This is a genomic window from Enterobacter sp. ODB01, from assembly GCF_001623605.1.
Lineage (GTDB): Bacteria > Pseudomonadota > Gammaproteobacteria > Enterobacterales > Enterobacteriaceae > Enterobacter > Enterobacter kobei.
Window position 1 is genome coordinate 3,603,617 of record NZ_CP015227.1, and the last position, 26,128, is coordinate 3,629,744.

21 protein-coding genes and 2 tRNA genes are annotated in these 26,128 nt (G+C 52.7%); 7 read left to right on the forward strand and 16 right to left on the reverse strand.

The features are described from left to right. Positions 1–27: 27 nt before the first annotated feature. The 7 genes from A4308_RS17135 to A4308_RS17165 form a co-directional block, all read right to left on the reverse strand. On the reverse strand, positions 28–894 hold the full coding sequence (locus A4308_RS17135; protein ID WP_045281227.1) for an ion transporter: 867 nt from the start codon (positions 892–894) through the stop codon (positions 28–30). Positions 895–908: 14 nt separating this feature from the next. Beyond that, positions 909–1,913 carry a murein tripeptide/oligopeptide ABC transporter ATP-binding protein OppF gene (gene oppF, locus A4308_RS17140; protein ID WP_014884159.1) on the reverse strand — a complete coding sequence of 335 codons (1,005 nt, stop codon included), beginning with the start codon at positions 1,911–1,913 and terminating at the stop codon, positions 909–911. After that, positions 1,910–2,923: an ABC transporter ATP-binding protein gene (locus A4308_RS17145; RefSeq protein WP_014884160.1), complete on the reverse strand. Its 1,014-nt coding sequence runs from the start codon at positions 2,921–2,923 to the stop codon at positions 1,910–1,912. The genes oppF and A4308_RS17145 overlap by 4 nt, the downstream gene beginning before the upstream one ends. 11 nt (positions 2,924–2,934) lie before the next feature. Beyond that, entirely contained in the window at positions 2,935–3,843 is a 909-nt protein-coding gene (oppC, locus tag A4308_RS17150; protein WP_014884161.1) for an oligopeptide ABC transporter permease OppC, read from the reverse strand. Between the two features lie 12 nt (positions 3,844–3,855). Then, entirely contained in the window at positions 3,856–4,776 is a 921-nt protein-coding gene (gene oppB, locus A4308_RS17155) for an oligopeptide ABC transporter permease OppB (protein WP_014884162.1), read from the reverse strand. Positions 4,777–4,859: 83 nt separating this feature from the next. Further along, complete coding sequence (oppA, locus tag A4308_RS17160) at positions 4,860–6,491, reverse strand: oligopeptide ABC transporter substrate-binding protein OppA (RefSeq protein ID WP_023330572.1); 1,632 nt, start codon at positions 6,489–6,491, stop codon at positions 4,860–4,862. Positions 6,492–7,263: 772 nt separating this feature from the next. Next, positions 7,264–7,911, reverse strand: coding sequence for a YchE family NAAT transporter (locus A4308_RS17165; RefSeq protein WP_006810888.1), 648 nt, complete (start codon positions 7,909–7,911; stop codon positions 7,264–7,266). Positions 7,912–8,392: 481 nt separating this feature from the next. On the opposite strand from A4308_RS17165, the gene adhE reads away from it, so the two are divergent. Next, positions 8,393–11,071, forward strand: coding sequence for a bifunctional acetaldehyde-CoA/alcohol dehydrogenase (gene adhE, locus A4308_RS17170; protein WP_023330573.1), 2,679 nt, complete (start codon positions 8,393–8,395; stop codon positions 11,069–11,071). 64 nt (positions 11,072–11,135) lie between these two features. On the opposite strand, the gene tdk is transcribed toward adhE, so the two are convergent. Continuing rightward, positions 11,136–11,750, reverse strand: a complete 615-nt coding sequence (gene tdk, locus A4308_RS17175) for a thymidine kinase (RefSeq protein ID WP_049010649.1) — start codon at positions 11,748–11,750, stop codon at positions 11,136–11,138. Between the two features lie 550 nt (positions 11,751–12,300). Between tdk and hns the strand changes: the two genes are divergently transcribed. Next, a complete protein-coding gene (gene hns / locus A4308_RS17180; protein WP_008502781.1) occupies positions 12,301–12,714 on the forward strand; it encodes a histone-like nucleoid-structuring protein H-NS in 414 nt (137 codons plus the stop codon). 200 nt (positions 12,715–12,914) lie between these two features. Here hns and galU read toward each other — a convergent pair whose 3' ends face one another. The 3 genes from galU to rssA form a co-directional block, all read right to left on the reverse strand. Further along, on the reverse strand, positions 12,915–13,823 hold the full coding sequence (gene galU / locus A4308_RS17185; RefSeq protein WP_014884167.1) for a UTP--glucose-1-phosphate uridylyltransferase GalU: 909 nt from the start codon (positions 13,821–13,823) through the stop codon (positions 12,915–12,917). A gap of 200 nt (positions 13,824–14,023) precedes the next feature. Continuing rightward, positions 14,024–15,037: a two-component system response regulator RssB gene (rssB, locus tag A4308_RS17190; RefSeq protein ID WP_014884168.1), complete on the reverse strand. Its 1,014-nt coding sequence runs from the start codon at positions 15,035–15,037 to the stop codon at positions 14,024–14,026. Between the two features lie 91 nt (positions 15,038–15,128). Then, entirely contained in the window at positions 15,129–16,031 is a 903-nt protein-coding gene (gene rssA, locus A4308_RS17195; protein WP_023330575.1) for a patatin-like phospholipase RssA, read from the reverse strand. Positions 16,032–16,145: 114 nt separating this feature from the next. Here rssA and A4308_RS17200 point away from each other — a divergent pair, with 114 nt between their 5' ends. The 4 genes from A4308_RS17200 (at position 16,146) to A4308_RS17215 (ending at position 17,855) form a co-directional block, all read left to right on the forward strand. Then, positions 16,146–16,604: a YchJ family protein gene (locus tag A4308_RS17200; protein WP_023330576.1), complete on the forward strand. Its 459-nt coding sequence runs from the start codon at positions 16,146–16,148 to the stop codon at positions 16,602–16,604. A 46-nt stretch (positions 16,605–16,650) separates the two neighbouring features. Then, positions 16,651–17,493, forward strand: coding sequence for a formyltetrahydrofolate deformylase (purU, locus tag A4308_RS17205; RefSeq protein WP_014884171.1), 843 nt, complete (start codon positions 16,651–16,653; stop codon positions 17,491–17,493). 157 nt (positions 17,494–17,650) lie between these two features. After that, positions 17,651–17,735, forward strand: a tRNA-Tyr gene (locus A4308_RS17210). 35 nt (positions 17,736–17,770) lie between these two features. Further along, positions 17,771–17,855, forward strand: a tRNA-Tyr gene (locus tag A4308_RS17215). An 84-nt stretch (positions 17,856–17,939) separates the two neighbouring features. Here A4308_RS17215 and A4308_RS17220 read toward each other — a convergent pair. Beyond that, a complete protein-coding gene (locus A4308_RS17220) occupies positions 17,940–18,383 on the reverse strand; it encodes an Lrp/AsnC family transcriptional regulator (RefSeq protein WP_063308688.1) in 444 nt (147 codons plus the stop codon). A gap of 108 nt (positions 18,384–18,491) precedes the next feature. Here A4308_RS17220 and A4308_RS17225 point away from each other — a divergent pair, with 108 nt between their 5' ends. Then, positions 18,492–19,388 (forward strand): DMT family transporter, encoded by an 897-nt coding sequence (locus A4308_RS17225; protein WP_045281226.1) that lies wholly within the window; start codon positions 18,492–18,494, stop codon positions 19,386–19,388. Here the strand turns inward: A4308_RS17225 and narI are convergent. The 4 genes from narI to A4308_RS17245 are packed head-to-tail and all read right to left on the reverse strand — an operon-like array spanning position 19,385 to position 26,044. Continuing rightward, a complete protein-coding gene (narI, locus tag A4308_RS17230) occupies positions 19,385–20,062 on the reverse strand; it encodes a respiratory nitrate reductase subunit gamma (RefSeq protein ID WP_045281225.1) in 678 nt (225 codons plus the stop codon). The two genes, A4308_RS17225 and narI, sit on opposite strands and share 4 nt — an antisense overlap. After that, positions 20,062–20,772 (reverse strand): nitrate reductase molybdenum cofactor assembly chaperone, encoded by a 711-nt coding sequence (gene narJ, locus A4308_RS17235; RefSeq protein WP_045281224.1) that lies wholly within the window; start codon positions 20,770–20,772, stop codon positions 20,062–20,064. Before narJ ends, narI begins: the two co-directional genes overlap by 1 nt. Beyond that, positions 20,769–22,304: a nitrate reductase subunit beta gene (narH, locus tag A4308_RS17240; RefSeq protein ID WP_045281223.1), complete on the reverse strand. Its 1,536-nt coding sequence runs from the start codon at positions 22,302–22,304 to the stop codon at positions 20,769–20,771. Before narH ends, narJ begins: the two co-directional genes overlap by 4 nt. Beyond that, on the reverse strand, positions 22,301–26,044 hold the full coding sequence (locus tag A4308_RS17245; protein ID WP_023338400.1) for a nitrate reductase subunit alpha: 3,744 nt from the start codon (positions 26,042–26,044) through the stop codon (positions 22,301–22,303). Before A4308_RS17245 ends, narH begins: the two co-directional genes overlap by 4 nt. Between the last annotated feature and the right edge of the window lie 84 nt (positions 26,045–26,128).

Here is a 26,128-nt window from a genome sequence, read left to right on the forward strand (position 1 = left end):
GGCTGCGATGGCAGCCTTATTTATTTACTACGGTAACTCGCTACCACAGCGGTTGCAAAACCGCGCGCTCTGCTCATGCTCACCCTGATGACAGCGCGGACATTTACGCTGCGCTTTGTGGCTTTGAAATGCACTGCTCATGTGCGTGGTAATTAACCCCGTCGGGATAGCAATCACCGAATACCCAATCAGAATGAGCACGGATGCCACTATGCGCCCCAGCGGCGTATGGGGTGTGATATCACCGTACCCCACTGTCGTCACGGTCACGATAGCCCAGTAGACGGATGCGTTGAGCGTTGTGAAGCCATATTTGGGCCCTTCTATCAAATACATCAGCGCGCCGAAAACAATCATCACAATGGCAATAAACGAGTAAAACAGAATAAGCTGATGTCGTGCGCTAACGATGGCACTCCAGAATACGCGCAGCGACGGCATAAAACGCAGCAATTTAAGAATTCGCAATACGCGAATCACGCGCATGGCGCGCCAGGCGAATACATAGTTGAGACTGATTTCTGGCCATAGCCACATAACATAGAGCGGCAGGATCGTCGCTAAATCGATAAAACCCCAGAAGCTGAATACGTACTTTGCCGGATTGGGCCAGCAAACGACCCGCAGAATATACTCAGCGGTAAAGACCAGGGTGATCGCCAGTTCAAGCCAGACAAAGGCATGCCATTCATCAAATGTCAGGTGATATTGTGTCCCGACACCGGATTCAATAAAGATGACAATGACGCTGAGTAACGCAAACAGCGCGCAGAGTCCCTCAAAACGGCGTCCCGATACCGTTTTTGGATCGAATAAAAGATGATAGAGCCGTCGACGGGCTGAAGTGAATAAACGCGACACGGTAACCTCGCAATAAATAAGGGCTGACATCATGTCAGCCCTTGCGATTATAACGGGTCTACTTTCAGGCAGGAAACCGCATGTCGGAAACTGCCTTCCAGAACCGGTCGTGTTTTCGCACATTCCGGCCCGGCCATCGGGCAGCGCGTACGGAAAACGCAACCTGACGGCGGGTTAATTGGTGAAGGCAATTCTCCTTCCAGAAGCTGGATTGTTTTATTTTTCTCCAGATCGGGATCGGGGATGGGTACTGCAGACATCAGTGCTTTGGTGTAAGGGTGCAGCGGATTGTGGTACACCTCATCATACGTGCCCAGCTCCACGGCATGACCCAGATACATCACCAGCACGCGGTCAGAAATGTGTTTTACCACGGCCAGATCGTGCGCAATGAAGATCAGCGACAGCCCCATCTCGCGCTGCAGCTTCTGCAGCAGGTTTACCACCTGCGCCTGAATGGAAACGTCCAGCGCGGAAACCGGTTCATCACAGATAATCAGCTTCGGCTCAAGGATCAGCGCACGCGCAATACCAATACGCTGACACTGACCGCCGGAGAATTCGTGCGGATAACGGTTAATAAGGTTAGGCAACAGCCCCACTTTCAGCATCATCGCCTTTACGCGGTCACGGACTTCCTGACGCGGCATCTTAGGATGATAGGTGCGCAGCGGCTCGGCAATAATCTCTCCGATGGTCATACGCGGGTTAAGTGATGCCAGCGGATCCTGGAAAATCATCTGGATGTCGCTTCGCACGTCGCGCCACTCGTCGGGCTTCATCCCCAGCAGGTCTTTACCCAGCCACGCCACTTTTCCGTCGGTAGCTTTGACCAGGCCGATAATGGCACGTGCGAAAGTGGATTTCCCACAGCCGGACTCGCCCACGACCCCCAGGGTCTCCCCCTCGTACAGACGCAGGGTGACGCCATCGACCGCTTTTAGGGTTTTCGGCGGCTGCCAGAACCACTGTTTACCGTCCTTAATGTCGAAATGCACTTTAAGGTCAGCGATTTCGAGCAGCACATTGCGTTTTTCATCTAATGCGTTCATACCAGCTCCTCCTGCGGCTTAAAGCAGGCGCGCAGACGGCCTGGTGCAAATGCTTCCAGCGGCGGTGCGCTGTTGCAGATTTCCATCGCATGCGGACAGCGCGGCTGGAACGGACAGCCTTTTGGCAGACGCAGCAGGTTTGGCGGGTTGCCCGGAATGGTGAGCAGGGATTCCCCTTCCGCATCAAGCCGCGGCACCGCGTTCAGCAGGCCAATGGAGTATGGATGGGCAGGCTGATAGAACACGTCACGCGCTTTGCCGTATTCCATCGTACGACCGGCATACATCACCAGTACTTTGTCACAGATACCGGCAACAACACCCAGATCGTGGGTAATCATGATAATCGCCGTGTTGAACTCACGCTTAAGCTCGTTCAGCAGGGTCATGATTTGCGCCTGAACGGTAACGTCCAGTGCGGTAGTCGGTTCATCGGCAATCAGCAGTTTTGGCCGGCACAGCAACGCCATAGCAATCATCACGCGCTGACGCATACCGCCGGAGAATTCGTGCGGGAACATGCGCATGCGCTTACGCGCTTCCGGCATTTTTACCGCATCCAGCATTTTGACGGATTCCTCAAACGCTTCCGCTTTCCCCAGACCTTTATGCAGCATCAGGACTTCCATCAGCTGCTCACCGACGCGCATATAAGGGTTCAGCGAGGTCATTGGGTCCTGGAAAATCATCGAGATCTGCTCGGCACGCAGCTTGTTCAGCTCGTGCTCCGGCAGGTTGAGGATTTCGCGACCATTGAATTTTGCGGAACCACCAATCACACCGTTAGATGCCAGCAGGCCCATCAACGCAAAGGCGGTCTGGGATTTTCCGGAGCCGGATTCACCGACAATCCCCAGCGTTTCACCCGCGCTCAGGTTGAAGTTGAGATCGTTGACGGCGGTAACATCCCCGTCAGGGGTTTTAAAGGTCACACGGAGGTCTTTTACGTCCAGCAGAAGATTGCTCTGCTGTTGCGCCTGTGGCGCAGTGGCCGTTTCAATAATTGTCATGACGGCGCTCCTTAACGGTCTTTCGGGTCGAGGGCATCACGCAGGCCATCGCCGATAAAGTTGAAACAAAACAGTGTGACCACCAGGAAACCCGCCGGGTAGAGCAACAGCCACGGTGACACTTCCATCGAGTTTGCACCATCGCTCAACAGCGCGCCCCAGCTGCTCAGTGGTTCCTGCGTACCCAGCCCCAGGAAGCTGAGGAAGGATTCAAACAGGATCATGCTTGGCACCAGCAGTGAGGCATAGACCACAACCACCCCCAGCACGTTAGGAACAATATGGCGAACCACGATATTTCGGGTAGATACGCCACCAACCTGCGCGGCTTCAATAAATTCTTTACGTTTCAGGCTCAACGTCTGGCCGCGCACGATACGCGCCATATCCAGCCAGGAAACCATCCCGATGGCCACGAAAATCAACAGAATGTTCTGGCCGAAGAAGGTCACCAGCAGAATGACGAAGAACATAAACGGGAAGGAGTTCAGGATTTCCAGCAAACGCATCATCACTGAGTCCACTTTGCCGCCAAGGTAGCCGGAAAGTGAGCCGTAGAGCGTCCCCAGAATTACCGCCACCAGCGCGGCGGCGATACCGACCATCAACGAGATACGCCCACCAATCGCGACGCGCACCAGCAGATCACGGCCGGATGAGTCGGTCCCGAAATAGTGACCGGATTCCATATCCGGCGCGCTGGACATCATGCCCCAGTCCGTATCGAAATAGGTAAATTGCGACAGCATCGGTGCCAGGGTCACAAACAGCGCGATGATCACCAGAACCACCAGACTGGCGACGGCGGCACGGTTGTGCATAAAGCGACGGCGTGCATCCTGCCAGAGACTACGACCTTCCACTTCCAGTTTTTCACTGAAGTTTTCCAGCGCCTCGCTGTTTTTCTTACTCAACATCATGGCGTGCTCCAGTTAGTAACGGATTTTCGGGTCGATGACGGCATACAGCACATCAACGATCGCGTTAAAGAGAATGGTGAGCGCACCAACGAGGATCGTCAGGCTCAGTACCAGCGAATAGTCGCGGTTGAGCGCGCCGTTAACGAACAGCTGACCAATGCCCGGCAGACCGTAGATGGTTTCGATAACCATCGAGCCCGTGATGATCCCAACGAATGCAGGCCCCATATAGGAGAGCACCGGCAGCAGCGCCGGTTTGAGCGCGTGGCGGAAGATAATCCGGCGCATCGGCAGCCCTTTCGCGCGCGCGGTGCGGATGAAGTTCGAATGCAGCACTTCGATCATAGAACCACGGGTAATACGCGCGATACTGGCGATATAGGCCAGAGATAATGCCACCATTGGCAAAATCATGAACTTCAGCGCCCCGCCGTTCCAGCCGCCGCCAGGCAGCCACTTCAGCGTAATGGCAAATATCATCACCAGTAATGGCGCGACAACGAAGCTGGGTATCACTACCCCGGTCATTGCCACCCCCATTACGGCATAATCCCATTTGGTATTTTGTCTGAGCGCGGCGATAACGCCTGCGGTGACCCCGAGAACGACGGCCAGAATGAATGCCGCAGCACCCAGTTTTGCCGAAACCGGGAAGCTGGAGGCCACCAGGTCGTTTACGGAATAGTCTTTATATTTAAATGACGGTCCAAAATCACCGTGCGCCAGCTGCTTCAAATAATTGAAGTATTGGGTAGTGATGGGATCGTTTAAGTGATACTTCGCCTCGATATTCGCCATAACTTCCGGCGGCAGCGTACGTTCACCGGTAAATGGACTTCCCGGTGCGAGACGCATCATAAAGAAGGAAATCGTAATTAGAATAAATAACGTTGGTATCGCTTCTAGACAGCGACGCAGGATAAATTTCAACATTGCCCGTACCTTCTGGCGTGTGCCTGATGAATGTTACAAAGTAGACACAGTGGGGCAAGCCAGGCTCACCCCACGTATTGCCATTAATGCTTGATAATATAAAGATTCTTAACGGAAATATTATCCAACGGGTCTTTACCGGTATAACCCCCTACCCACGGTTTCACCAGACGGGCGTTAACGTAGTAGTAAACCGGTACGATTGCAGAGTCTTTATCGAGCTGCTCTTCAGATTTCGCGTACAATTCTGCGCGTTGCGCATCGTCAGACACTTTCAGCGTATCAGCGATGATCTTGTCGAACGCCGGGCTCTTATAGTGCGCAGTGTTGTTTGAACTGTCGCTGAGCATCGTGTTCAGGAAGGAGGTCGGTTCGTTATAGTCCGCACACCAGCCTGCACGCGCCACGTCGAAGGTCCCCTGATGACGCGTATCGAGGAAGGTTTTCCACTCCTGGTTTTCCAGCTTAACGTTGACGCCCAGGTTTTTCTTCCAGATAGACGCGACGGCGATAGCCAGTTTTTTATGCAGATCTGACGTGTTGTACAGCAGGTTAAACGTCAATGGCTTATCGGCAGTGTAGCCCGCTTCAGCCAGCAGCTTTTTCGCTTCTTCGTTACGTTTTTCCTGTGACCACTTGAACCATTCAGGCTCAACCAGTTTCATTCCATCGGTATAAGGAGGGGTGTAGCTATACGCCGGGAGATCGCCCTGGTTTTTCACTTTGTTCACGATAATATCGCGATCCAGTGCCAGCTTCAGCGCAGTACGAACGCGTACGTCGGTGAACGGTGCTTTCTGGTTGTTGATTTCGTAGTAATAGGTGCACAGGTATGGGTCGACGTGAACTTCTTTCGGGATCTCTTTTTTCAGCTTCTGGAACAGTTCAATCGGCATGTTGTTATAGGTCATGTCGATTTCACCGCTACGGTAGCGGTTAACATCCGTTACTTCAGAAGAGATTGGCAGGTAGGTGACCTGATTAATCACGGTCTTCGCGTTATCCCAGTATTGCGGGTTACGCTCCAGGACCATACGTTCGTTGACCACCCAGTCTTTCAGCTTATAGGCACCGTTGGTCACGATATTGGCAGGTTGCGTCCATTTTTCACCAAATTTTTCCACAGCGGATTTTGGTACCGGGGAAACGGATGGGTGAACCAGCAACTTATAGAAGTACGGAACAGGTTCGCTCAACGTCACTTCAAAGGTATTGGCATCGATCGCTTTCACGCCCAGGTCGGTGACCGGCTTTTTACCGGCGATGATGTCATCGATATTGGCGATGTGGCCATATTGCAGATAGCTCGCATACGGAGAGGCGGTATTTGGATTCGCCAGGCGCTGCCAGCTATACACGAAATCTTCGGCGGTAACCGGCGTACCGTCGGACCATTTGGCATCTTTACGCAGATGGAAGGTCCAGACTTTAAAATCTTTATTTTCCCACTTTTCTGCCACACCCGGTGCCGGGTGGCCGTCAACGTCAGTCACCAGCAGACCTTCGAACAGGTCACGGTTAACGTTTGACTCAGGAACACCTTCAATTTTGTGCGGGTCAAGAGACTGAACTTCCGCACCGTTGTTACGCACCAGCGTCTGTTTCTCCGCCAGTTGTACTCCTGCAGGAACGTCCGCAGCCATTGCAGCATTGCCCGCGATTAGCGCAGTCAAAATCCCCGCCGCTACCAGATTTTTTTTTGTGATGATGGACATTGTGTTGGTACTCCACTCATTATAATTACTGGCTTTCGCCAGCTGTCTATTCCCCTGTTGGGGCCTGTACAGCGCAGGAGTTTTTTTTGCTGCTGTCAGGTTCTTCTTTTACTACTTGCTATCACCGACTTTTTTTATTACTGACTGCTCGTATGGCCGTCTTGCGTCGATTCTTCACAGGCCTCCCCTGTTTGAGACCTGAGCTGGATATCTGAGAAGAGAGCTATATGAAAATAATTCTCATCTGATTGTTTTATGCCGCAAAATAATAGGCCGGAAAGTATCAAATGGCGTAAACGCGCGCCAATACATTTTGCAAATTTGTTAAGCAATTCTCTTTTACGAAGTACGTCGTATCGTTGGGGGCAGCCCTGCCAGACATCGAAAGCCGGTAAAAACACCGGGTATTCAATAAGGTAGAGAAAACTTCCTCTACTCGCGCGTCGCTGCGCTACTTTTGAGTGACTTTGTACAAAAATTTAACAACTGATCATTATTTAGCACATTCCTCTAAGGGAAAGTTGAAATTACTAATAACATTTCGGTTATCTCTCAGCAAGCCCCAGAGTATCGTGTGAGTAAAATAACAGAGCGTTCGAAGATTTTCTGTGCAGGCGGGATTGTGCGAAATTCATAACTCTTTGAAATAAAAGAAATGAACATTATTAGTAGAATTTATTATGATATGTGAGCATTTCAACTTTAGTTATATGATTTGCTGATATTCACGTAAAAAAAACGGAGCCGTAGCTCCGTTCTTTCATTCGAAATATTAGTGTAACAAGCCGGGGAAAATGCTTTTAATACCGGTGACAATGAATTCGATCCCTAACGCCATCAACAACAACCCCATGATACGGGTGATGACGTTAATCCCCGTCTGTCCCAACAGGCGTACCAGCCATGGCGCCATGCGGAATACACCCCAACAGCAGAGCGCGAAAAGCGCAATGGCGACAGAAAAGCCAATCAGGTGCATGAGGCTATGGTAACGCGTGCCCCAGACAATGGTTGAACTGATGGCACCGGGACCGGCCATGAGCGGTAAAGCCAGTGGCACCACGCCGATACTTTCGCGTATCGCGGTTTCTGACTTCTCCTGCTTGTTCTGTTTATCCTCGCCCAGCTTACCGCTGATCATCGACATGGCGATGGTCACCACCAGGATCCCACCCGCAATGCGGAAGGAGTCGATGGAGATACCGAAGACCTGGAGAATGGCATCCCCCAGGAAAAGCGAGGTGAGCAAGATGATCGCCACAGACAGGTTAGCGGTGAGATTGGTTTTGTTCCGGGCCGCCGCCGTCTGGTAACTGGTCATACTAATAAAGACAGGAATGATACCCACCGGGTTAACCAGGGCAAACAAACCGATAAAAAATTTGAAATACGTTGGAAAATCAAAGAGCGTTTGGATCACGTTTTGCTCCGCCTTTGCACATGCCCGGGACTGACAACGTTGTCATGAAAAATCGCGCTGAAGATACGCTTTTTATTAGCATACTTCACCAGAAATCTGTGCCAAAACGTTAGCATTTCAGAATGTTAAACATATGTTGAATCATTGATGCCACCACTTCCAATAGTTACTTAATTAATTAACAGTGGAAAAATATCCATGAAATAACCCTGCTGAAAGGTATCAGCTTGGGGAGAAATTGACGCAGATCATGATTTCCGTACTCAGAAGTGAGTAATCTTGATTACGCCCCCCAGGAAGGTCACCTGTCAAAAAGGGATGATGCTAAGGTAAGGCTCTTTTAGTAAATTAGTGTGCTGGAGCATAAAGTAACCCATTGTTTTACTTTATGTAACGCAAGTCGTATTGGCACTGTCTATACTGTCTGACGTATCGAGCGCTGGTTTACTAAAAGAGTTTAAAACATTATCAGGAGAGCATTATGGCTGTTACTAATATCGCTGAACTGAACGCCCTCGTCGAGCGCGTTAAAAAAGCCCAGCGTGAATATGCCAATTTCACCCAAGAACAGGTTGATAAAATCTTCCGCGCTGCCGCTCTGGCTGCTGCAGATGCTCGAATCCCTCTCGCTAAAATGGCCGTTGCCGAATCTGGCATGGGTATCGTTGAAGATAAAGTGATCAAAAACCACTTTGCTTCAGAGTATATCTACAACGCCTATAAAGATGAGAAAACCTGTGGCGTGCTGTCTGAAGACGACACCTTCGGCACGATCACCATCGCTGAACCTATCGGTATTATCTGCGGTATTGTTCCAACGACTAACCCAACTTCAACGGCTATCTTCAAATCTCTGATCAGCCTGAAGACGCGTAACGCAATTATCTTCTCTCCACATCCACGTGCAAAAGATGCGACCAACAAGGCAGCAGATATCGTTCTGCAGGCTGCGATTGCCGCAGGCGCACCAAAAGATCTGATTGGCTGGATCGACCAACCTTCCGTTGAGCTGTCCAACGCACTGATGCACCATCCTGACATTAACCTGATCCTGGCGACCGGTGGTCCTGGCATGGTTAAAGCTGCATACAGCTCCGGTAAACCTGCCATCGGTGTTGGCGCGGGTAACACCCCTGTTGTTATCGACGAAACTGCTGATATCAAACGTGCCGTTGCTTCTGTACTGATGTCTAAAACCTTCGATAACGGCGTTATCTGTGCATCTGAACAGTCTGTTGTTGTGGTTGATTCCGTATACGACGCTGTACGCGAGCGTTTCGCCAGCCACGGCGGCTACCTGCTGCAGGGTAAAGAGCTGAAAGCGGTTCAGGACATCATTCTGAAAAATGGCGCACTGAACGCCGCTATCGTAGGTCAACCCGCCTATAAAATTGCTGAACTCGCAGGCTTTACCGTTCCGGCAACCACCAAGATCCTGATCGGTGAAGTAAAAGTTGTCGACGAAAGCGAGCCGTTTGCTCACGAAAAACTGTCTCCTACGCTTGCCATGTACCGTGCGAAAGATTTCGAAGACGCGGTAGAGAAAGCCGAGAAACTGGTTGCCATGGGCGGTATCGGTCACACCTCTTGCCTGTACACCGACCAGGACAACCAGCCTGAGCGTGTTGCTCACTTCGGTCAGATGATGAAAACTGCCCGTATCCTGATTAACACCCCTGCTTCTCAGGGTGGTATCGGTGACCTGTACAACTTCAAACTCGCACCTTCCCTGACTCTGGGTTGTGGTTCCTGGGGTGGTAACTCCATCTCTGAAAACGTTGGTCCGAAACATCTGATCAACAAGAAAACCGTTGCTAAGCGAGCTGAAAACATGTTGTGGCACAAACTTCCGAAATCTATCTACTTCCGCCGTGGCTCTCTGCCAATCGCGCTGGATGAAGTGATTACTGATGGCCACAAGCGTGCGCTCATCGTGACTGACCGTTTCCTGTTCAACAACGGCTACGCTGACCAGATCACCTCTGTTCTGAAAGCGTCTGGCGTTGAAACTGAAGTGTTCTTTGAAGTTGAAGCTGACCCAACACTGAGCGTGGTGCGTAAAGGTGCTGAACTGGCGAACTCCTTCAAACCAGATGTGATTATCGCTCTGGGTGGTGGTTCCCCAATGGATGCCGCGAAAATTATGTGGGTTATGTACGAACATCCAGAAACCCACTTCGAAGAACTGGCGCTGCGCTTTATGGACATCCGTAAACGTATCTACAAGTTCCCGAAAATGGGCGTGAAAGCGAAAATGATCGCCGTCACCACCACTTCCGGTACGGGTTCAGAAGTTACGCCATTTGCAGTAGTAACTGACGATGCAACCGGTCAGAAATACCCACTGGCTGACTACGCCCTGACCCCAGATATGGCTATCGTTGATGCCAACCTGGTTATGGAAATGCCGAAATCACTGTGTGCCTTCGGTGGTCTGGATGCCGTGACTCACGCTCTGGAAGCTTACGTTTCTGTTCTGGCATCTGAGTTCTCTGACGGTCAGGCTCTGCAGGCACTGAAACTGCTGAAAGAAAACCTGCCAGCGTCTTACAACGAAGGTTCTAAGAACCCTGTAGCGCGCGAACGTGTCCACAGTGCAGCCACTATCGCCGGTATCGCGTTTGCGAACGCCTTCCTGGGTGTTTGCCACTCTATGGCGCACAAACTGGGTTCACAGTTCCACATTCCTCACGGTCTGGCGAACGCCCTGTTGATCAGCAACGTTATCCGTTATAACGCCAACGACAACCCAACCAAGCAGACGGCTTTCAGCCAGTACGACCGTCCGCAAGCGCGCCGTCGTTATGCTGAAATCGCTGACCACCTTGGTCTGAGCGCACCGGGCGACCGCACTGCTGCGAAGATTGAGAAACTGCTGGCATGGCTGGAAAGCCTGAAAGCTGAACTGGGTATTCCTAAATCTATCCGTGAAGCAGGCGTTCAGGAAGCTGACTTCCTCGCTCACGTAGACAAGCTGTCTGAAGATGCATTCGATGACCAGTGTACTGGTGCTAACCCGCGCTACCCACTGATCTCCGAGCTGAAACAGATTCTGCTGGATACCTACTACGGTCGTGAGTTCAAAGAAGGTGACGTTGCTGCTGTGAAAACAGAAGCACCTGTCATTAAAGCTGACAAGAAAGCGAAGAAAAGCGCTTAACTGACAGCCTGATGAAAAAACCCGCCTTCCAGGCGGGTTTTTTTATGTCTGAATACCAAAGAGGTTATTTTCTGTTGTCGTGCTGAATCACCGTCAGAGAGCCGACTGACAGCGCTTCTTTATAATGCTTACGACAGACCGAGACATAGCGTTCATTGCCGCCTATCACCACCTGCTCCCCATCTGCATAAGGTTTTCCGGCCTGATCGAGTCGAAGCACCATGCTGGCTTTACGTCCGCAGAAGCAGATAGTTTTCAGTTCCACGAGCTTATCTGACCAGGCGAGCAGATACTGGCTCCCGGCGAACAGCTCCCCGCGAAAGTCCGTACGCAGCCCGTAGCACAGGACGGGAATATCCAGCTCATCCACCACTTCAGAGAGCGCATGAACCTGTTCACGCGTCAGGAATTGGCTCTCATCAACCAGAACGCAATGAATAGGCTCTGACGCATGCGCAGCGCGGATGTCATTCAGCAGGTCAGATTGCGGGTTAAACAATCTGGCTGGCGAAGACAGGCCTATTCTTGAACTCACCTTTCCGGCACCGAAGCGGTCGTCGATTTCAGCGGTATAAACAACGGTACGCATCCCTCGTTCCTGGTAATTGTATGAGGATTGCAGCAGTGCGGTAGATTTGCCGGCATTCATTGCCGAATAGTAGAAATAAAGCTGTGCCATTGGCCGTAAAACCCTAATCAATGTGTAATATTACCGATGATTCATTGTACCATATTTTGTCTGGTCTTCCGCGACAGGCCGCACAGAAGATGCCTTGCTGAAAGGTGTAAAACAGCTACTTCTGACGAAAATAATCCGTTAAAACAGAGAGTAAAGATAAGCTCATTTGTGAATATGTTATAGGGTGAGCCAAACATAACACTTCTTTTTATAGTGGCATCAGCGTTCATTAAAATTCACTATTTATTAACTATTCCTGCCTTAACACCCCAGCCTGGAACTAATACAAAAGGCTGATATTTATCCGCCGAAACTATAATTCCTGCGGTAAATGTCACAAAAAAAAGATGCAATCGGCGGGGTTAAGCAGGTTAACGTGATTACAAGCGACACACAGACGACGAGGAAATTTAAGTTAGCGTAATTAATAATAGTGGCTTAATTTAGTATTTTTTGAATTCCTTACATTCCAGGCTATTGCACAACTGAATTTATGGCTCTATTATTAGGACAACAAACCACCCCCCATTATAAGTTTGAGATTACTACAATGAGCGAAGCACTTAAAATTCTGAACAACATCCGTACTCTTCGTGCGCAGGCAAGAGAATGTACCCTTGAAACGCTCGAAGAAATGCTGGAAAAATTAGAAGTTGTAGTTAATGAACGTCGCGAAGAAGAAAGCGCTGCTGCTGCTGAAATCGAAGAGCGTACTCGTAAACTGCAGCAATATCGTGAAATGCTGATTGCTGATGGTATCGATCCAAATGAATTGCTGAACAGCATGGCTGCAGCTAAAACCGGTACCAAAGCAAAACGCGCTGCGCGTCCAGCTAAATATAGCTACGTTGATGAGAACGGCGAAACTAAAACCTGGACTGGCCAGGGCCGCACTCCTGCTGTAATCAAGAAAGCTATGGATGAGCAAGGTAAACAGCTGGATGACTTCCTGATCAAGGATTAATCACGCCGAATTCAGAAAAATCCCGCTTCTGGCGGGATTTTTTTTGGCCGCAATTTATTGCAAACATCCTCTTACACAACGTCATAAAGCGTTATTCATCGATATAGCTATGCTTACAATCAGGCACCCCGGGGCGTTTTATGGGCATAAAAAAACCGGTGGGCAACGCCACACCGGTTTCAGACATTTACACCGGGGGGTTATTTCTTAATACCCATACTCTCATTGAGCCAGGCTTTAAATTCTTCACCCAGTGAATTGTGGCGAATGCCATATTCAACGAAAGCCTGCATATAACCGAGCTTATTACCGCAGTCATGGCTCTTACCTTTCATATGGTAAGCCTCAACGGTCTCTTTCTCGATCAGCATATCGATAGCATCCGTCAGCTGGATTTCATCCCCTGCGCCTGGAGGCGTTTTCGCCAGCAGAGGCCAGATTTCAGCACTCAGGACATAGCGACCCACAACCGCCAGATTAGAAGGCGCTACGTCGGCTTTAGGCTTCTCTACAACGCCAACCATAGGTACGCTTTCGCCGGGTTCAAGGTTAACGCCTTTGCAGTCAACCACGCCGTAAGCCGTCACGTCATCAACAGGCTCAACCATGATCTGGCTGCTACCCGTTTCATCGAAACGCTTGATCATCTCTGCCAGGTTGTCCTGGGAAAGATCGGATTCGTATTCATCCAGAATAACGTCAGGCAGAATAACCGCTACCGGCTCATCACCGACAACCGGGTGTGCACACATCACCGCGTGACCCAGGCCTTTAGCCAGCCCCTGACGCACCTGCATAATGGTGACGTGCGGAGGGCAAATAGACTGGACTTCTTCTAACAGCTGACGCTTAACACGTTTTTCCAGCATGGCTTCGAGTTCAAAACTTGTATCGAAGTGGTTTTCGATAGAGTTTTTTGATGAATGCGTAACCAGCACAATTTCAGTGATGCCGGCTGCAATACACTCATTGACGACATACTGAATTAATGGCTTATCAACCAGAGGCAACATCTCTTTAGGAATCGCCTTAGTTGCTGGTAACATCCTGGTCCCCAATCCCGCTACCGGGATGACGGCCTTTCTGACTTTCGAATTTAGGGCAGCCATTCAAATTCTCCTGATTTGTTCAAGTTTTGAACTTTTATGCAATAAATAACGCGTTGAGTATATCAGCCTCGCCCTGCAGTCCGGGTCTGAAAAGAACGCGTTGCCGATCAATTAGGACAAATACGCATGATTCTGGGCTGCGATAGTAGCACTCCCGAGAAAACAGAGGTAAAGCAATCTTAAAATTACGCTCCAGTTGCTTATTCCGTGGACAACATTAAGCGTAGCCTTCCCCCAGCCCCCCAAATTTGGCACTGCCATGAGGAACAACGGTGGCTAATTTGATTAAGATACGCCGTACCCAGTGTTCCAAGCGGTACACCGTTACTCACCTGAATATGGTGTTCACCCGTATTCAGTGACGCATTCAGACCTGCTGAAACGAGGATAAGATTTTTTAAACCGCTATGGTAATAACCCACCAGCAGCGGGAACTGTCCCGGTAAATTGGCCTGACGAAAAAGCTGGTTTACTTGTTTGAGTAAACTGCCTAACTCAGGAAGCCGTTGTCCCTGATGCGATAACTGTTCCTGCAATAAACCGTTAAATAGCGCACGAAGTAACAACGCGGCTAATACGCCATTATCCCCTGCACGGGTTACGTCCAGAGAATAAAACGCGAGATCAGAGTCAGACAGTGGCGCAATATCCAGCACCAGCCCAGGCTGGTCAGCCGCCACCAGCTGGCGATAATTTACGCGGCAGTGTGAAATAGTCTGCTGAACGGGTGGCTGAAGTTCTTGCAACAGTTTGGCTGCCGCAGGCGGATCACTTACCAGCGCGTCCCAGTCCTGGAAAAGACGTTCCTCTTCCTCAACGCGGGAATTAAACATATTCGGATAGAGGCACGCTAATACCGTTTCACGTAACCGGTTCAGATCTTTAACGGGTTTAAGCAGGATATCCTGGACGCCAAGGCGCAATGCTTTGGCGATATCCGCCATATTTTCTGTCGCAGAGATCACCAGAATGGGCATCTGGTCACCCTCGTTACGCAGATGTTCAACCAGTTTCAGTCCGTTCATGCGCGGCATCGCGATATCGCAAATCATCAGATCGGGCGCAATGCTGGTCATTTTTTCCAGCGCGTCGATGCCATCTTCAGCCAGTAACGTGTTTGCGCCCAGTGAGGATAACCATGAATCCAGTAGCGATCGGAAAACGGGCTCGTCTTCAACAATCAAAATGTGTTTTCCGGCCAATGGCTGCGTCATGGTTCCTCCCCTGGCTGATAGTTACTAAATAGTGGCATGCTATCGGTACTATCGCCTGTCAGATTTTGCTGAAGTAGTCAAAAAAAGGTGCTTAACGTGCTGTTCGCACAAATGGCAGCAACTCGTCTATTTTCTTTTCGACGGCTAATGAGCCCGCTGCGATGGCGGCCTCAGCCCGATGGAAATCAAGGGTAGAGATTTGTGGACAGTATGGCTGAATAAGAATATCCGGAGGATCGCCAGCCATACGGTTACGTTTAAGGCGATTCTCAAGAACCTGAATAGAGGTGGTCATGATTTCCATCGCCGTCGGTGCGGCGACCGAGCGTCGTGCGGCCAGACGCCCAATTCTTCCGCGCAAACGCGCGTGCCAGGCAAGCTTCTCGCCTTCGGCATCTTCGCTCTGGAGATTGACCGGCATAAGGTCTTGCTGCATCAGGTGAGCATCGTGCTGCAAATCCACGGCAATCACGATATCGGCCCCCATGGCACGCGTCAGAGAGATGGGAACAGGATTAACGACGCCACCGTCGACAAGCCAATAACCGTTATGGGGGACAGGTGCCATAAGCCCGGGAATGCTGCATGAGGCACGCACCGCAAGGTGAATATCTCCTTCGGTCAGCCAGAGTTCGCGTCCGGTGCTGAGATTCGTCGCGACGGCGCCGAAAGGCATCTGACAATCCGTGAAGTCCTGAAGAGGCATAACCTGGCGGAACTGGTTAAAGACGCGTTCGCCGCGCAACAGTCCACCGCGTTGCCAGGAGAGATCCATCAGGCGAAGCACGTCCCAGTAGCTGAAGGAACGTACCCAGGTTTCGAGTTCCGGGAGTTTGCCGCACGCATACGCGGAGCCGACAAGCGATCCTATGGAACATCCCGCAACGATATCGACGTCAACGCCCATCTTGTTTAAGGCATTAATCACGCCGATGTGGGACCATCCCCGGGCTGCACCTGAGCCCAGCGCCAGTCCAATTTTAACCTTTCTCATTAGCCCTGTTTTACTTCCCCTGGATTCCTGACATAGCGTCAACGCAACAGCTCAGTTAACATAGTGCTACCCGAGGCGTTTAACGCCCTTATTTTTTATTCCAGGAAGAGAATCGTGTCTCAACTCTGCCCCTGTGGTAGCGCTCTGGAGTATAGCCTATGTTGCCAGCGATATCTTTCTGGCAATCAGGTTGCACCGGACCCGTCACACCTCATGCGTTCACGGTATACTGCTTTTGTGATCAAAGACGCAGACTACCTGATAAAAACCTGGCACCCATCCTGCCACGCCGCCGACTTCAGACAAGAGATCGAAGCCGGGTTTACGCATACCCAATGGCTAGGACTTACCGTCTTTGAATCGTCACCCGGCAGTCACGACGACGAAGGCTTTGTCAGCTTTGTCGCCCGCTTTACCGAGAACAATAAACCTGGCGCCATTATCGAGCGTTCCCGGTTCTTAAAGGAAAGCGGGCAATGGTATTATATTGACGGTACGCGCCCACAGTTTGGTCGTAACGATCCCTGCCCTTGTGGTTCAGGTAAAAAATTTAAAAAGTGTTGCGGGCAGTAACGCCTGACAACCCAGACTTCGCAAATACAAACAGGATTTCCCGGCGATGCAATCATTACAACGTAAAGTTCTGCGCACTATCTGTCCCGATCAAAAAGGGCTGATCGCACGAATTACCAACATTTGCTACAAACATGAACTGAATATCGTGCAGAACAACGAGTTCGTTGACCACCGTACCGGTCGTTTCTTCATGCGAACCGAACTGGAAGGTATTTTCAACGACACCACCCTGCTTGCCGATTTGGACAGCGCGCTGCCGGAAGGTTCGGTGCGTGAGCTGAATCCAGCGGGCCGTCGTCGCGTTGTGATTCTGGTGACGAAAGAAGCTCACTGCCTGGGCGATCTGCTAATGAAAGCCAATTACGGCGGTCTGGATGTTGAAATTGCCGCGGTTATCGGCAACCACGAGACCCTGCGCACGCTGGTTGAACGGTTTGATATTCCGTTTGAACTGGTGAGCCATGAAGGCCATACCCGTGAAGAGCATGACAACCTGATGGCTGAAGCCATTGAAGCGCATAATCCGGACTACGTGGTGCTGGCGAAATATATGCGCGTGCTGACGCCCTCTTTCGTGGCGCGTTTCCCGAACAAGATCATCAACATTCACCACTCATTCCTGCCAGCCTTCATTGGTGCCCGCCCTTACCATCAGGCGTACGAGCGCGGCGTGAAGATCATCGGCGCGACCGCGCACTACGTGAATGACAATCTGGACGAAGGCCCAATCATCATGCAGGACGTCATTCACGTGGATCACACCTACACGGCTGAAGACATGATGCGCGCAGGCCGCGACGTTGAGAAGAATGTGTTAAGCCGTGCGCTGTATCAGGTGCTGGCACAGCGTGTCTTTGTCTACGGTAACAGAACGATTATTCTTTAATCGACAATGAAATGAACTGGTTAGCTTTCCAGCTTTGCGCGTAAAAATCAGGCAACCAGTTTATTTTTATTGTGGTAACGCTTTACAGGGGCGTGTCATTTGATATGATGCGCCCCGCTTCCAGCAGGAAGCGGGCCAGTAAATAGCATTACCCCGTGGTGGGGTTCCCGAGCGGCCAAAGGGAGCAGACTGTAAATCTGCCGTCATCGACTTCGAAGGTTCGAATCCTTCCCCCACCACCATCTCTCAGCATTACCTCAAAATGTGAATTACCCCTGGTGGGGTTCCCGAGCGGCCAAAGGGAGCAGACTGTAAATCTGCCGTCATCGACTTCGAAGGTTCGAATCCTTCCCCCACCACCATCATTTAAAAAAATCATCACAGAACCGAACTTAGCCCACTTTTGTAGGCCGGGTAAGGCGCAGCCACCACCCGGCGACAGGCAGCTACATCGGTGGCAATCGTCGCTTCACCGGCGAACTCTTCACAATCGACGTATTACACTGCGCATGTTCCGCCAGCCCGTCCAGCAACACATCCAGTTGCTCTATCGAGCGCACCACCAGCCTGATCACGAAGCAATCTTCCCCGGTCACTTTGTCGCTCTCAATACACTCCGGCATCGCCTGAATGTACTTATCCACTTTATGCAGCAACCCAGGCAGCGGCCGCACGCGCACCAGCGCCTGCAGCGTATATCCCAACGCCGCCAGATTCACCCGCGGACGATATCCCTGAATCACACCGCGTTCTTCCAGCCTTTTCAGCCGTTCTGCCGTGCTGGGTGAGGTCAAACCGATACGGCCACTGAGCACCTTCAGCGACATGCGCGCATCTTCAACCAGGCAGGTTAATATGTGTCTGTCGATCTCATCGAGAAGGTTTTCCATCGATTTTGCCTCATTTTAAAAAGTCATCACTCTCTTTCACCTTATATCACCCCTGTAAAACCCGACAGCGATTTTCGACAATAAGGTCATTAAATCAGGAGGTGGATAATGCGTGATTTCCATAAAGGCGTCTGGCAAATGAGCCTGGCGATGTTAATTTCCGGCTCTATCGGTGCGTTTGTTTTACTCTCCGGTCTGCCCGTCACGGAAGTGGTCTTCTGGCGCTGTCTTATTGGGGCCATAACACTTTTTATTTTTATCCGGGTCAGTCAAAAGCCCTTTAGTCCCCTCACCCGCACCACGCTGATGCTGGCGATTCTCGGGGGTGTGGCATTAGTTGTGAACTGGCTACTGCTTTTCGCCGCTTACGAACGTATCTCTATTGGCCTGTCTACCGTGGTATATAACACCCAGCCGTTTATGCTGGTATTGATGGGGATGTTTTTAGGTGAGCGCGTCAGCCTGGTAAAATGGGGCTGGCTGTTCCTCGCCTTTGGCGGAGTGGTGATATTGCTCTCCAGTGAGCTGACCGGAGCCCATAACAGTAAATGGCTCGCAGGGGTTGGTCTGGCCATGGCCGCGGCCTTCTTCTATGCGCTGACGGCAATCATTGCGCGCAAACTCAAAACAATCGCCCCACAGCATATCGCTTTTATCCAGGTGCTGACCGGCGTGGTGATGCTGCTGCCTTTTGCCAGCCAGCCGTCGCTCTCCGGCGATTTTCCCTGGCCGATCTTGCTGACGCTGGGCATCGTCCATACCGGTATTATGTATCAACTGCTGTATAGCGCGATCCAGAAACTGCCAACGCCGGTGACCGGCTCCCTGTCGTTTATCTATCCGGTGGTGGCAATTATTGTAGATAATCTGGTGTTCGGACACGCATTGAACCTGACGCAGCTGGCGGGTGGCGCGTTAATCCTGTTTGCCGCGGCGGGCAACAACCTGGGCTGGGGCGAAAAAAAACCCCGCGAGTGCGGGGTTGGTATTAAAACGGTGCATTAGCGACGGGCACGCACAATCTGATACTTGCGCGTCAGGTACTCCACCGGCGCGCTCCAGATGTGTACCAGACGGGAGAACGGGAACAGCACAAACATCGTCATCCCCAGCACCAGGTGAACGCGGAAGATAAACGCCACGCCGTCCAGGTGTTCGGACGCGCCACCGTGGAAAGTCACCACGGACTGCGCCCAGCCGACCAGCTTCATCATTTCACTGCCGTCCATATGCTGCGCCGAGAACGGAATGGTCAGCAGACCCAGCGCGCATTGCACCACCAGCAGGGAAAGGATCAGGATGTCCGCCGCAGTGGTCGTTGCCCTCACCCGCGGGCTGAACAGACGACGTTTCAGCAACAGCAGGCCCCCGACGAGGGTCATCACGCCGCAGGCACCGCCCGCGATCATCGCCATCTTCTGTTTCACCTCAATCGGCAGCCACGCTTCGTACATCCAGTGCGGGGTCAGCATCCCGAGGAAGTGCCCGGCAAAAATCCCGAGGATCCCGATATGAAACAGGTTAGACGCGACGTGCATCCCCTTACGATCCAGCATCTGGCTGGAGGCAGCACGCCAGGTGTACTGGCCGTAGTCATAACGCAGCCAGCTTCCCACCAGGAACACGGTGCCCGCGATATACGGGTAAATGTCAAAGAAGAACATATTCAGGAAGTGCATTAGTGCCGTCCTCCGTTAGAGATATCCAAATATTGCGGAGCGACCGCCCCGGCAAAACGACGCTGGTGAGCGGAGATTTCAGACTCGCCGCAGCTCTGGTCAGCAAAGAATTTCACCTGCTCTTCCTCCCAGACCGCATCCAGCGCTTGCGGGGTATCATCGCGGGCTTCATCCGCGATTTTCTCCGCCACTTTTTCACTGTCGACAGCGGCGTTTGCCAGCTTCATCAGCAGGTCGAACAGCACCGCATAGCGGCTCTCACGCTGCTGAAGACGCGCGCTGAGCAACGCCAGGATCGGCGCGATGTCCTGCAGACCGCCCAGCGCCTCGTCTTTCGGCAGTTGAGCCAGATACTCCAGGTACAGCGGCAGATGGTCCGGCAGCTCGTGGCTGTCGAGCATCAGGCCGTGCTGCTCGTACTGAGCCATCAGGTCCACCATCGCCTGACCCCGGTCGCGGGATTCACCATGAACGTGTTCGAACAGCAGTAACGACGTTGCACGGCCACGGTCAAACAGCTGGCTGTAGTCCGCCTGCGCGTCGAGCAGATCGCGCGCTAACAGGTCGCGGAGGAAAACGCCCAGCGTCTGGGCATCCTCTTTATCCAGGTTTTCAGATGACGCGAGTGCATCAAAAAGCTCCTGCTGATGCTGCGCAAGCGCAGCATCCGGATACTCGAGCAGACGCGAAACAATGACGAGTTCAATCATTGGTGCGGCTCCGTTTTGCTGGTCACATCCATGGCGTCGATGCGGCGGCTGTTAAACAGGTTGAATTTGCTGTCTGACCCATGGCAACCGTCGCCAAAACTAAAGCCACAGCCATTTTTCTCCGGGAAGGCCTCGCGAGCCAGTTCACGGTGGCTGCTCGGCACCACGAAACGGTCTTCATAGTTGGCAATTGCCAGGTAGCGGTACATCTCCTGGGCCTGTGCTTCAGTCAGACCGACCTCGTCCAGCGCGCGGGTATCGTTAACGCCATCAACGGTTTCCGCACGCTTAAAGTGACGCATCGCCAGCATACGTTTCAGCGCCAGCAGTACCGGTTGGGTATCCCCTGCGGTCAGCAGGTTTGCCAGATACTGAACCGGGATACGCAGGCTCTCGACGTCCGGCAGAATGCCGTTGCTGCCCAGCTCGCCTGCATCGGCAGCAGACTGGATTGGCGACAGCGGCGGCACGTACCAGACCATCGGCAGCGTGCGGTATTCCGGATGAAGCGGCAGAGCCAGCTTCCAGTCCATCGCCATTTTATACACCGGCGACTGCTGCGCCGCGTCGATAACGCTCTGTGGAATACCGTCCCTCAGCGCCTGCTCAATGACTTTCGGATCGTTCGGGTCAAGGAACACGTCAAGCTGACGCTGATACAGATCTTTCTCGTTCTCGGTACTCGCGGCATTTTCAATCGCGTCTGCGTCATACAGCAGCACGCCGAGGTAGCGGATACGGCCTACGCAGCTTTCGGAGCAGACGGTTGGCTGACCTGCTTCGATACGCGGGTAGCAGAAGATGCATTTCTCTGATTTCCCGCTCTTCCAGTTGAAGTAGATTTTTTTGTACGGGCAGCCGGTGATGCACATACGCCAGCCGCGGCATTTGTCCTGGTCGATCAGGACGATGCCGTCCTCTTCACGCTTGTAGATGGCGCCGCTTGGGCAGGTCGCCACGCACGCCGGGTTCAGGCAGTGCTCGCAAAGGCGCGGCAGATACATCATGAAGGTGTTTTCGAACTGGCCGTACATCGCCTTCTGCATGTTCTCGAAGTTCTGGTCTTTGGCGCGTTTTTCGAACTCGCCGCCCAGAATCTCCTCCCAGTTTGGACCGCTGGTAATTTTGTCCATGCGCTTGCCGGTGATCAGCGAGCGAGGACGCGCGATCGGCTGGTGTTTGCTTTCCGGCGCGTTGTGCAGGTTCTGGTAGTCATAGTCAAACGGCTCGTAGTAATCCTCAATGCCCGGCAGATGCGGGTTAGCGAAGATTTTTCCCAGAAGCATCGCGCGGTTACCCATGCGCGGCTGCAGCTTGCCGTTGATTTTACGGATCCAACCGCCCTTCCACTTCTCCTGGTTTTCCCAGTCGGTCGGGAAGCCGGTACCCGGCTTGCTTTCCACGTTGTTGAACCAGGCGTACTCCATACCTTCACGGCTGGTCCAGACGTTTTTACAGGTGACCGAGCAGGTGTGACAGCCGATGCATTTATCCAGATTCAGCACCATGCCGACTTGTGAACGAATTTTCATTTTACGCTCTCCTGTACCTGGTCATTACCTTCGCCGTCTAACCAGTTAATGTTCTTCATCTTACGTACCACCACGAACTCATCGCGGTTCGATCCTACGGTGCCGTAGTAGTTAAAGCCGTAGGCCAGCTGCGCATAGCCCCCGATCATATGGGTCGGCTTCGGCGTAATACGGGTCACGGAGTTGTGGATCCCGCCGCGCTGTTCGGTGATTTCTGACCCCGGCAGGTTAACGATACGTTCCTGCGCGTGGTACATCATGGTCATCCCGGCCGGTACGCGCTGGCTCACCACCGCACGTGCCGTCAGGGCGCCGTTGCTGTTAAACACCTCGATCCAGTCGTTATCTTCAATACCCAGATCTTTGGCATCCGTCTCGCTCATCCAGACAATTGGACCGCCGCGCGAAAGCGTCAGCATCAGCAGGTTGTCGCTATAGGTCGAGTGAATCCCCCACTTCTGGTGCGGCGTCAGGAAGTTCAGCGCCTTTTCAGGGTTACCGTTGGATTTCGCGCCCATAACTGCGGTTACGGAGCGGGTGTCGATTGGCGGACGGTACACCAGCAGGCTTTCACCGAAGTCACGCATCCACTGGTGATCCTGATACAGGGACTGACGACCGGACAGCGTGCGCCATGGGATCAACTCGTGAACGTTGGTGTAACCGGCGTTATAGGAGACATGCTCATCTTCAAGTCCTGACCAGGTCGGGCTGGAGATAATCTTGCGCGGCTGGGCCTGAATATCGCGGAAGCGGATTTTCTCTTCCTCTTTATTCGTTGCCAGATGCGTGTGGTCACGACCGGTAAACTCGCTCAGCGCTGCCCACGCCTTCACCGCCACGTGGCCGTTGGTTTCCGGCGCCAGGGTCAGGATCATCTCTGCGGCATCAATCGCCGTGTTCAGCATTGGCTGGCCTTTCGCCGGGCCGTCCGCTTTGGTGTAATTGAGCTTACGCAGCAGATCCATTTCGCTCTGGGTATTCCAGGCAATCCCTTTCCCGCCGTTACCGATTTTCTCCATCAGCGGACCGATAGAGGTAAATCGCTCGTACGTCGCCGGGTAATCACGCTCCACCGGAATGATGTGCGGCGCGGTCACGCCCGGGATCAGGTCACATTCGCCTTTTTTCCAGTCTTTGACGTCCAGCGGCTGCGCCAGCTCGGCCGCAGAGTCGTGCTGGATTGGCAGCGTCACCACGTCGGTCTCTTTGCCCAGATGCCCGACGCACACTTCAGAGAATTTCTTCGCGATATCTTTGTAGATATCCCAGTCGCTTTTCGACTCCCACGCCGGGTCAACCGCGGCAGACAGTGGATGAATAAACGGATGCATATCCGAGGTATTCATGTCGTCTTTTTCGTACCAGGTCGCGGTTGGCAGCACGATATCGGAATACAGGCAGGTACTGGACAGACGGAAGTCGAGGGTCACCACCAGATCCAGCTTGCCGTCCAGACCGTTGTCTTTCCATTCCACCTCTTCCGGCTTCACGCCACCCTGCCTGCCGAGATCTTTCCCCTGGATACCGTTCTCGGTACCGAGCAGGTATTTCAGCATGTACTCGTGACCTTTACCGGACGAGCCCAGCAGGTTGGAGCGCCAGATGAACAGGTTACGCGGATGGTTTTTGCCGTTCTCAGGCTGTTCAGCCGCGAAACGGATTGAGCCGTCTTTCAGGGACTTAACGGTGTAATCCACCGGTGACATTCCAGCTTTTTTCGCCTCTTCCGCGATGCGCAGCGGGTTAGTACCCAGCTGCGGCGCAGACGGCAGCCAGCCCATGCGCTCAGCACGGACGTTGAAGTCAATCAGGTGGCCACTGTAGCGGGATTTATCCGCCATTGGCGACAGCAATTCCTGCGCGGTAACCGTCTCGTAGCGCCACTGGCTGGAGTGGTTATAGAAGTACGAGGTACTGTTCATGTGACGTGCAGGACGCTGCCAGTCAAGGGCAAACGCCAGCGGCTGCCAGCCGGTCTGCGGACGCAGTTTTTCCTGGCCTACGTAGTGGGCCCAACCGCCGCCGCTCTGACCGACACAGCCGCAGAAGATCAGCATGTTGATCAGGCCACGATAGTTCATATCCAGGTGATACCAGTGGTTCAGACCCGCGCCGACGATGATCATTGAGCGACCGTGCGTCTTATCCGCGTTTTCTGCAAATTCACGGGCGATACGGGTAATCTGTGCGCGAGGAACGCCGGTGATCTGCTCCGCCCATGCCGGGGTGTAGGCTTTTACGTCGTCATAGCTGGTTGCGCAGTTTTCATCATTCAGACCCCGTTCCAGACCGTAGTTCGCCATGGTCAAATCGTAAACGGTAGTGACGAGCGCCGTTGAGCCATCAGCCAGCTGCAGGCGTTTAACCGGCAGTTTATGCATCAGAACATTTTTCAGTTCAACCTTGTTGAAATGCTCTGATCCTTCGCCTCCAAAGTACGGGAAGCCGACCTCGGCGATCTCGTCCTGGCTGCCCAGCATGCTGAGACGCAGTTCCGTCTCTTCACCGGTGGTACCGTTACGCTGTTCGAGGTTCCACTTGCCCTTCTCACCCCAGCGGAAGCCGATAGAGCCGTTAGGTGCCACCAGCTCGCCGTTGCTGTTATACGCAACGGTTTTCCATTCAGGGTTATTTTCCTGGCCCAGCGCGTCCACCAGATCGGCGGCGCGCAGCGTACGGCCAGCGGCGTAGTAACCATCACGCTCTTCCAGCATCACCAGCATCGGCATGTCGGTGTAGCGACGTACATAGTCGGTGAAATACTGACTTGGTTTATCGAGGTGGAATTCGCGCAGCATAACGTGGCCCATCGCCATCGCCATCGCGGCGTCGGTACCCTGTTTCGGTGCCAGCCACAGGTCACACAGTTTGGCAATTTCCGCGTAGTCCGGGGTGATCGCAACGGTTTTGGTCCCTTTGTAGCGGACTTCGGTAAAGAAGTGCGCGTCCGGGGTACGGGTCTGCGGAACGTTAGAGCCCCAGGCGATGAGGTAGCTTGAGTTGTACCAGTCAGCAGATTCCGGCACGTCGGTTTGCTCGCCCCAGGTCTGCGGAGACGCAGGCGGCAGGTCGCAGTACCAGTCGTAGAAGCTCAGACAGGTGCCGCCGATCAGTGACAGATAGCGCGCGCCGGAGGCGTAAGAGACCATCGACATCGCCGGGATCGGCGAGAAGCCTGCCACGCGGTCAGGGCCGTAGGTTTTGACAGTGTAGACGTTAGAGGCGGCAATCAGCTCGTTCACCTCTTTCCAGGAGGAACGAACAAAGCCACCGCGGCCGCGAGCCTGCTTAAAGCTTTTCGCTTTATCCGCATCTTCGATGATGGACGCCCAGGCATCAACCGGATCGCTGTGCTGCACTTTCGCTTCACGCCACATTTTCATCAGACGCTTACGCATCAGCGGGTATTTCAGACGGTTAGCGCTATAGAGATACCAGGAGTAGCTGGCGCCACGCGGGCAGCCGCGCGGTTCGTGGTTCGGCATATCCGGGCGGGTGCGCGGATAGTCGGTCTGCTGCATTTCCCAGGTCACCAGACCGTTTTTAACGAAAATCTTCCAGCTACATGAGCCAGTGCAGTTTACGCCGTGGGTAGAACGGACAACTTTGTCATGCTGCCAGCGTTGACGGTAACCGTCTTCCCAGTCCCGGTTGGTATCCAGAACCTGGCCGTGCCCATCGGCAAAAGTTTCACCCTTCTGTTTGAAGTAGCGAAACCGGTCCAAAAATTTGCTCATCGGGTATCTCCTGTGTGGAGCCTGTGGCTCTCTAAATCGACATTGCTGATTTGCAGCGAAGGTAACGCTCTGAAAGAGGAGGAG

Excerpts from the sequence above, each read along its gene's own strand:
- A4308_RS17135 (WP_045281227.1), bottom strand. The coding sequence starts at position 894 with ATGATGTCAGCCCTTATTTATTGCGAGGTTACCGTGTCGCGTTTATTC.
- oppF (WP_014884159.1), bottom strand. The coding sequence starts at position 1,913 with ATGAACGCATTAGATGAAAAACGCAATGTGCTGCTCGAAATCGCTGAC.
- A4308_RS17145 (WP_014884160.1), bottom strand. The coding sequence starts at position 2,923 with ATGACAATTATTGAAACGGCCACTGCGCCACAGGCGCAACAGCAGAGC.
- oppC (WP_014884161.1), bottom strand. The coding sequence starts at position 3,843 with ATGATGTTGAGTAAGAAAAACAGCGAGGCGCTGGAAAACTTCAGTGAA.
- oppB (WP_014884162.1), bottom strand. The coding sequence starts at position 4,776 with ATGTTGAAATTTATCCTGCGTCGCTGTCTAGAAGCGATACCAACGTTA.
- oppA (WP_023330572.1), bottom strand. The coding sequence starts at position 6,491 with ATGTCCATCATCACAAAAAAAAATCTGGTAGCGGCGGGGATTTTGACT.
- adhE (WP_023330573.1), top strand. The coding sequence starts at position 8,393 with ATGGCTGTTACTAATATCGCTGAACTGAACGCCCTCGTCGAGCGCGTT.
- tdk (WP_049010649.1), bottom strand. The coding sequence starts at position 11,750 with ATGGCACAGCTTTATTTCTACTATTCGGCAATGAATGCCGGCAAATCT.
- hns (WP_008502781.1), top strand. The coding sequence starts at position 12,301 with ATGAGCGAAGCACTTAAAATTCTGAACAACATCCGTACTCTTCGTGCG.
- galU (WP_014884167.1), bottom strand. The coding sequence starts at position 13,823 with ATGGCTGCCCTAAATTCGAAAGTCAGAAAGGCCGTCATCCCGGTAGCG.
- rssB (WP_014884168.1), bottom strand. The coding sequence starts at position 15,037 with ATGACGCAGCCATTGGCCGGAAAACACATTTTGATTGTTGAAGACGAG.
- rssA (WP_023330575.1), bottom strand. The coding sequence starts at position 16,031 with ATGAGAAAGGTTAAAATTGGACTGGCGCTGGGCTCAGGTGCAGCCCGG.
- purU (WP_014884171.1), top strand. The coding sequence starts at position 16,651 with ATGCAATCATTACAACGTAAAGTTCTGCGCACTATCTGTCCCGATCAA.
- A4308_RS17220 (WP_063308688.1), bottom strand. The coding sequence starts at position 18,383 with ATGGAAAACCTTCTCGATGAGATCGACAGACACATATTAACCTGCCTG.
- A4308_RS17225 (WP_045281226.1), top strand. The coding sequence starts at position 18,492 with ATGCGTGATTTCCATAAAGGCGTCTGGCAAATGAGCCTGGCGATGTTA.
- narI (WP_045281225.1), bottom strand. The coding sequence starts at position 20,062 with ATGCACTTCCTGAATATGTTCTTCTTTGACATTTACCCGTATATCGCG.
- narJ (WP_045281224.1), bottom strand. The coding sequence starts at position 20,772 with ATGATTGAACTCGTCATTGTTTCGCGTCTGCTCGAGTATCCGGATGCT.
- narH (WP_045281223.1), bottom strand. The coding sequence starts at position 22,304 with ATGAAAATTCGTTCACAAGTCGGCATGGTGCTGAATCTGGATAAATGC.
- A4308_RS17245 (WP_023338400.1), bottom strand. The coding sequence starts at position 26,044 with ATGAGCAAATTTTTGGACCGGTTTCGCTACTTCAAACAGAAGGGTGAA.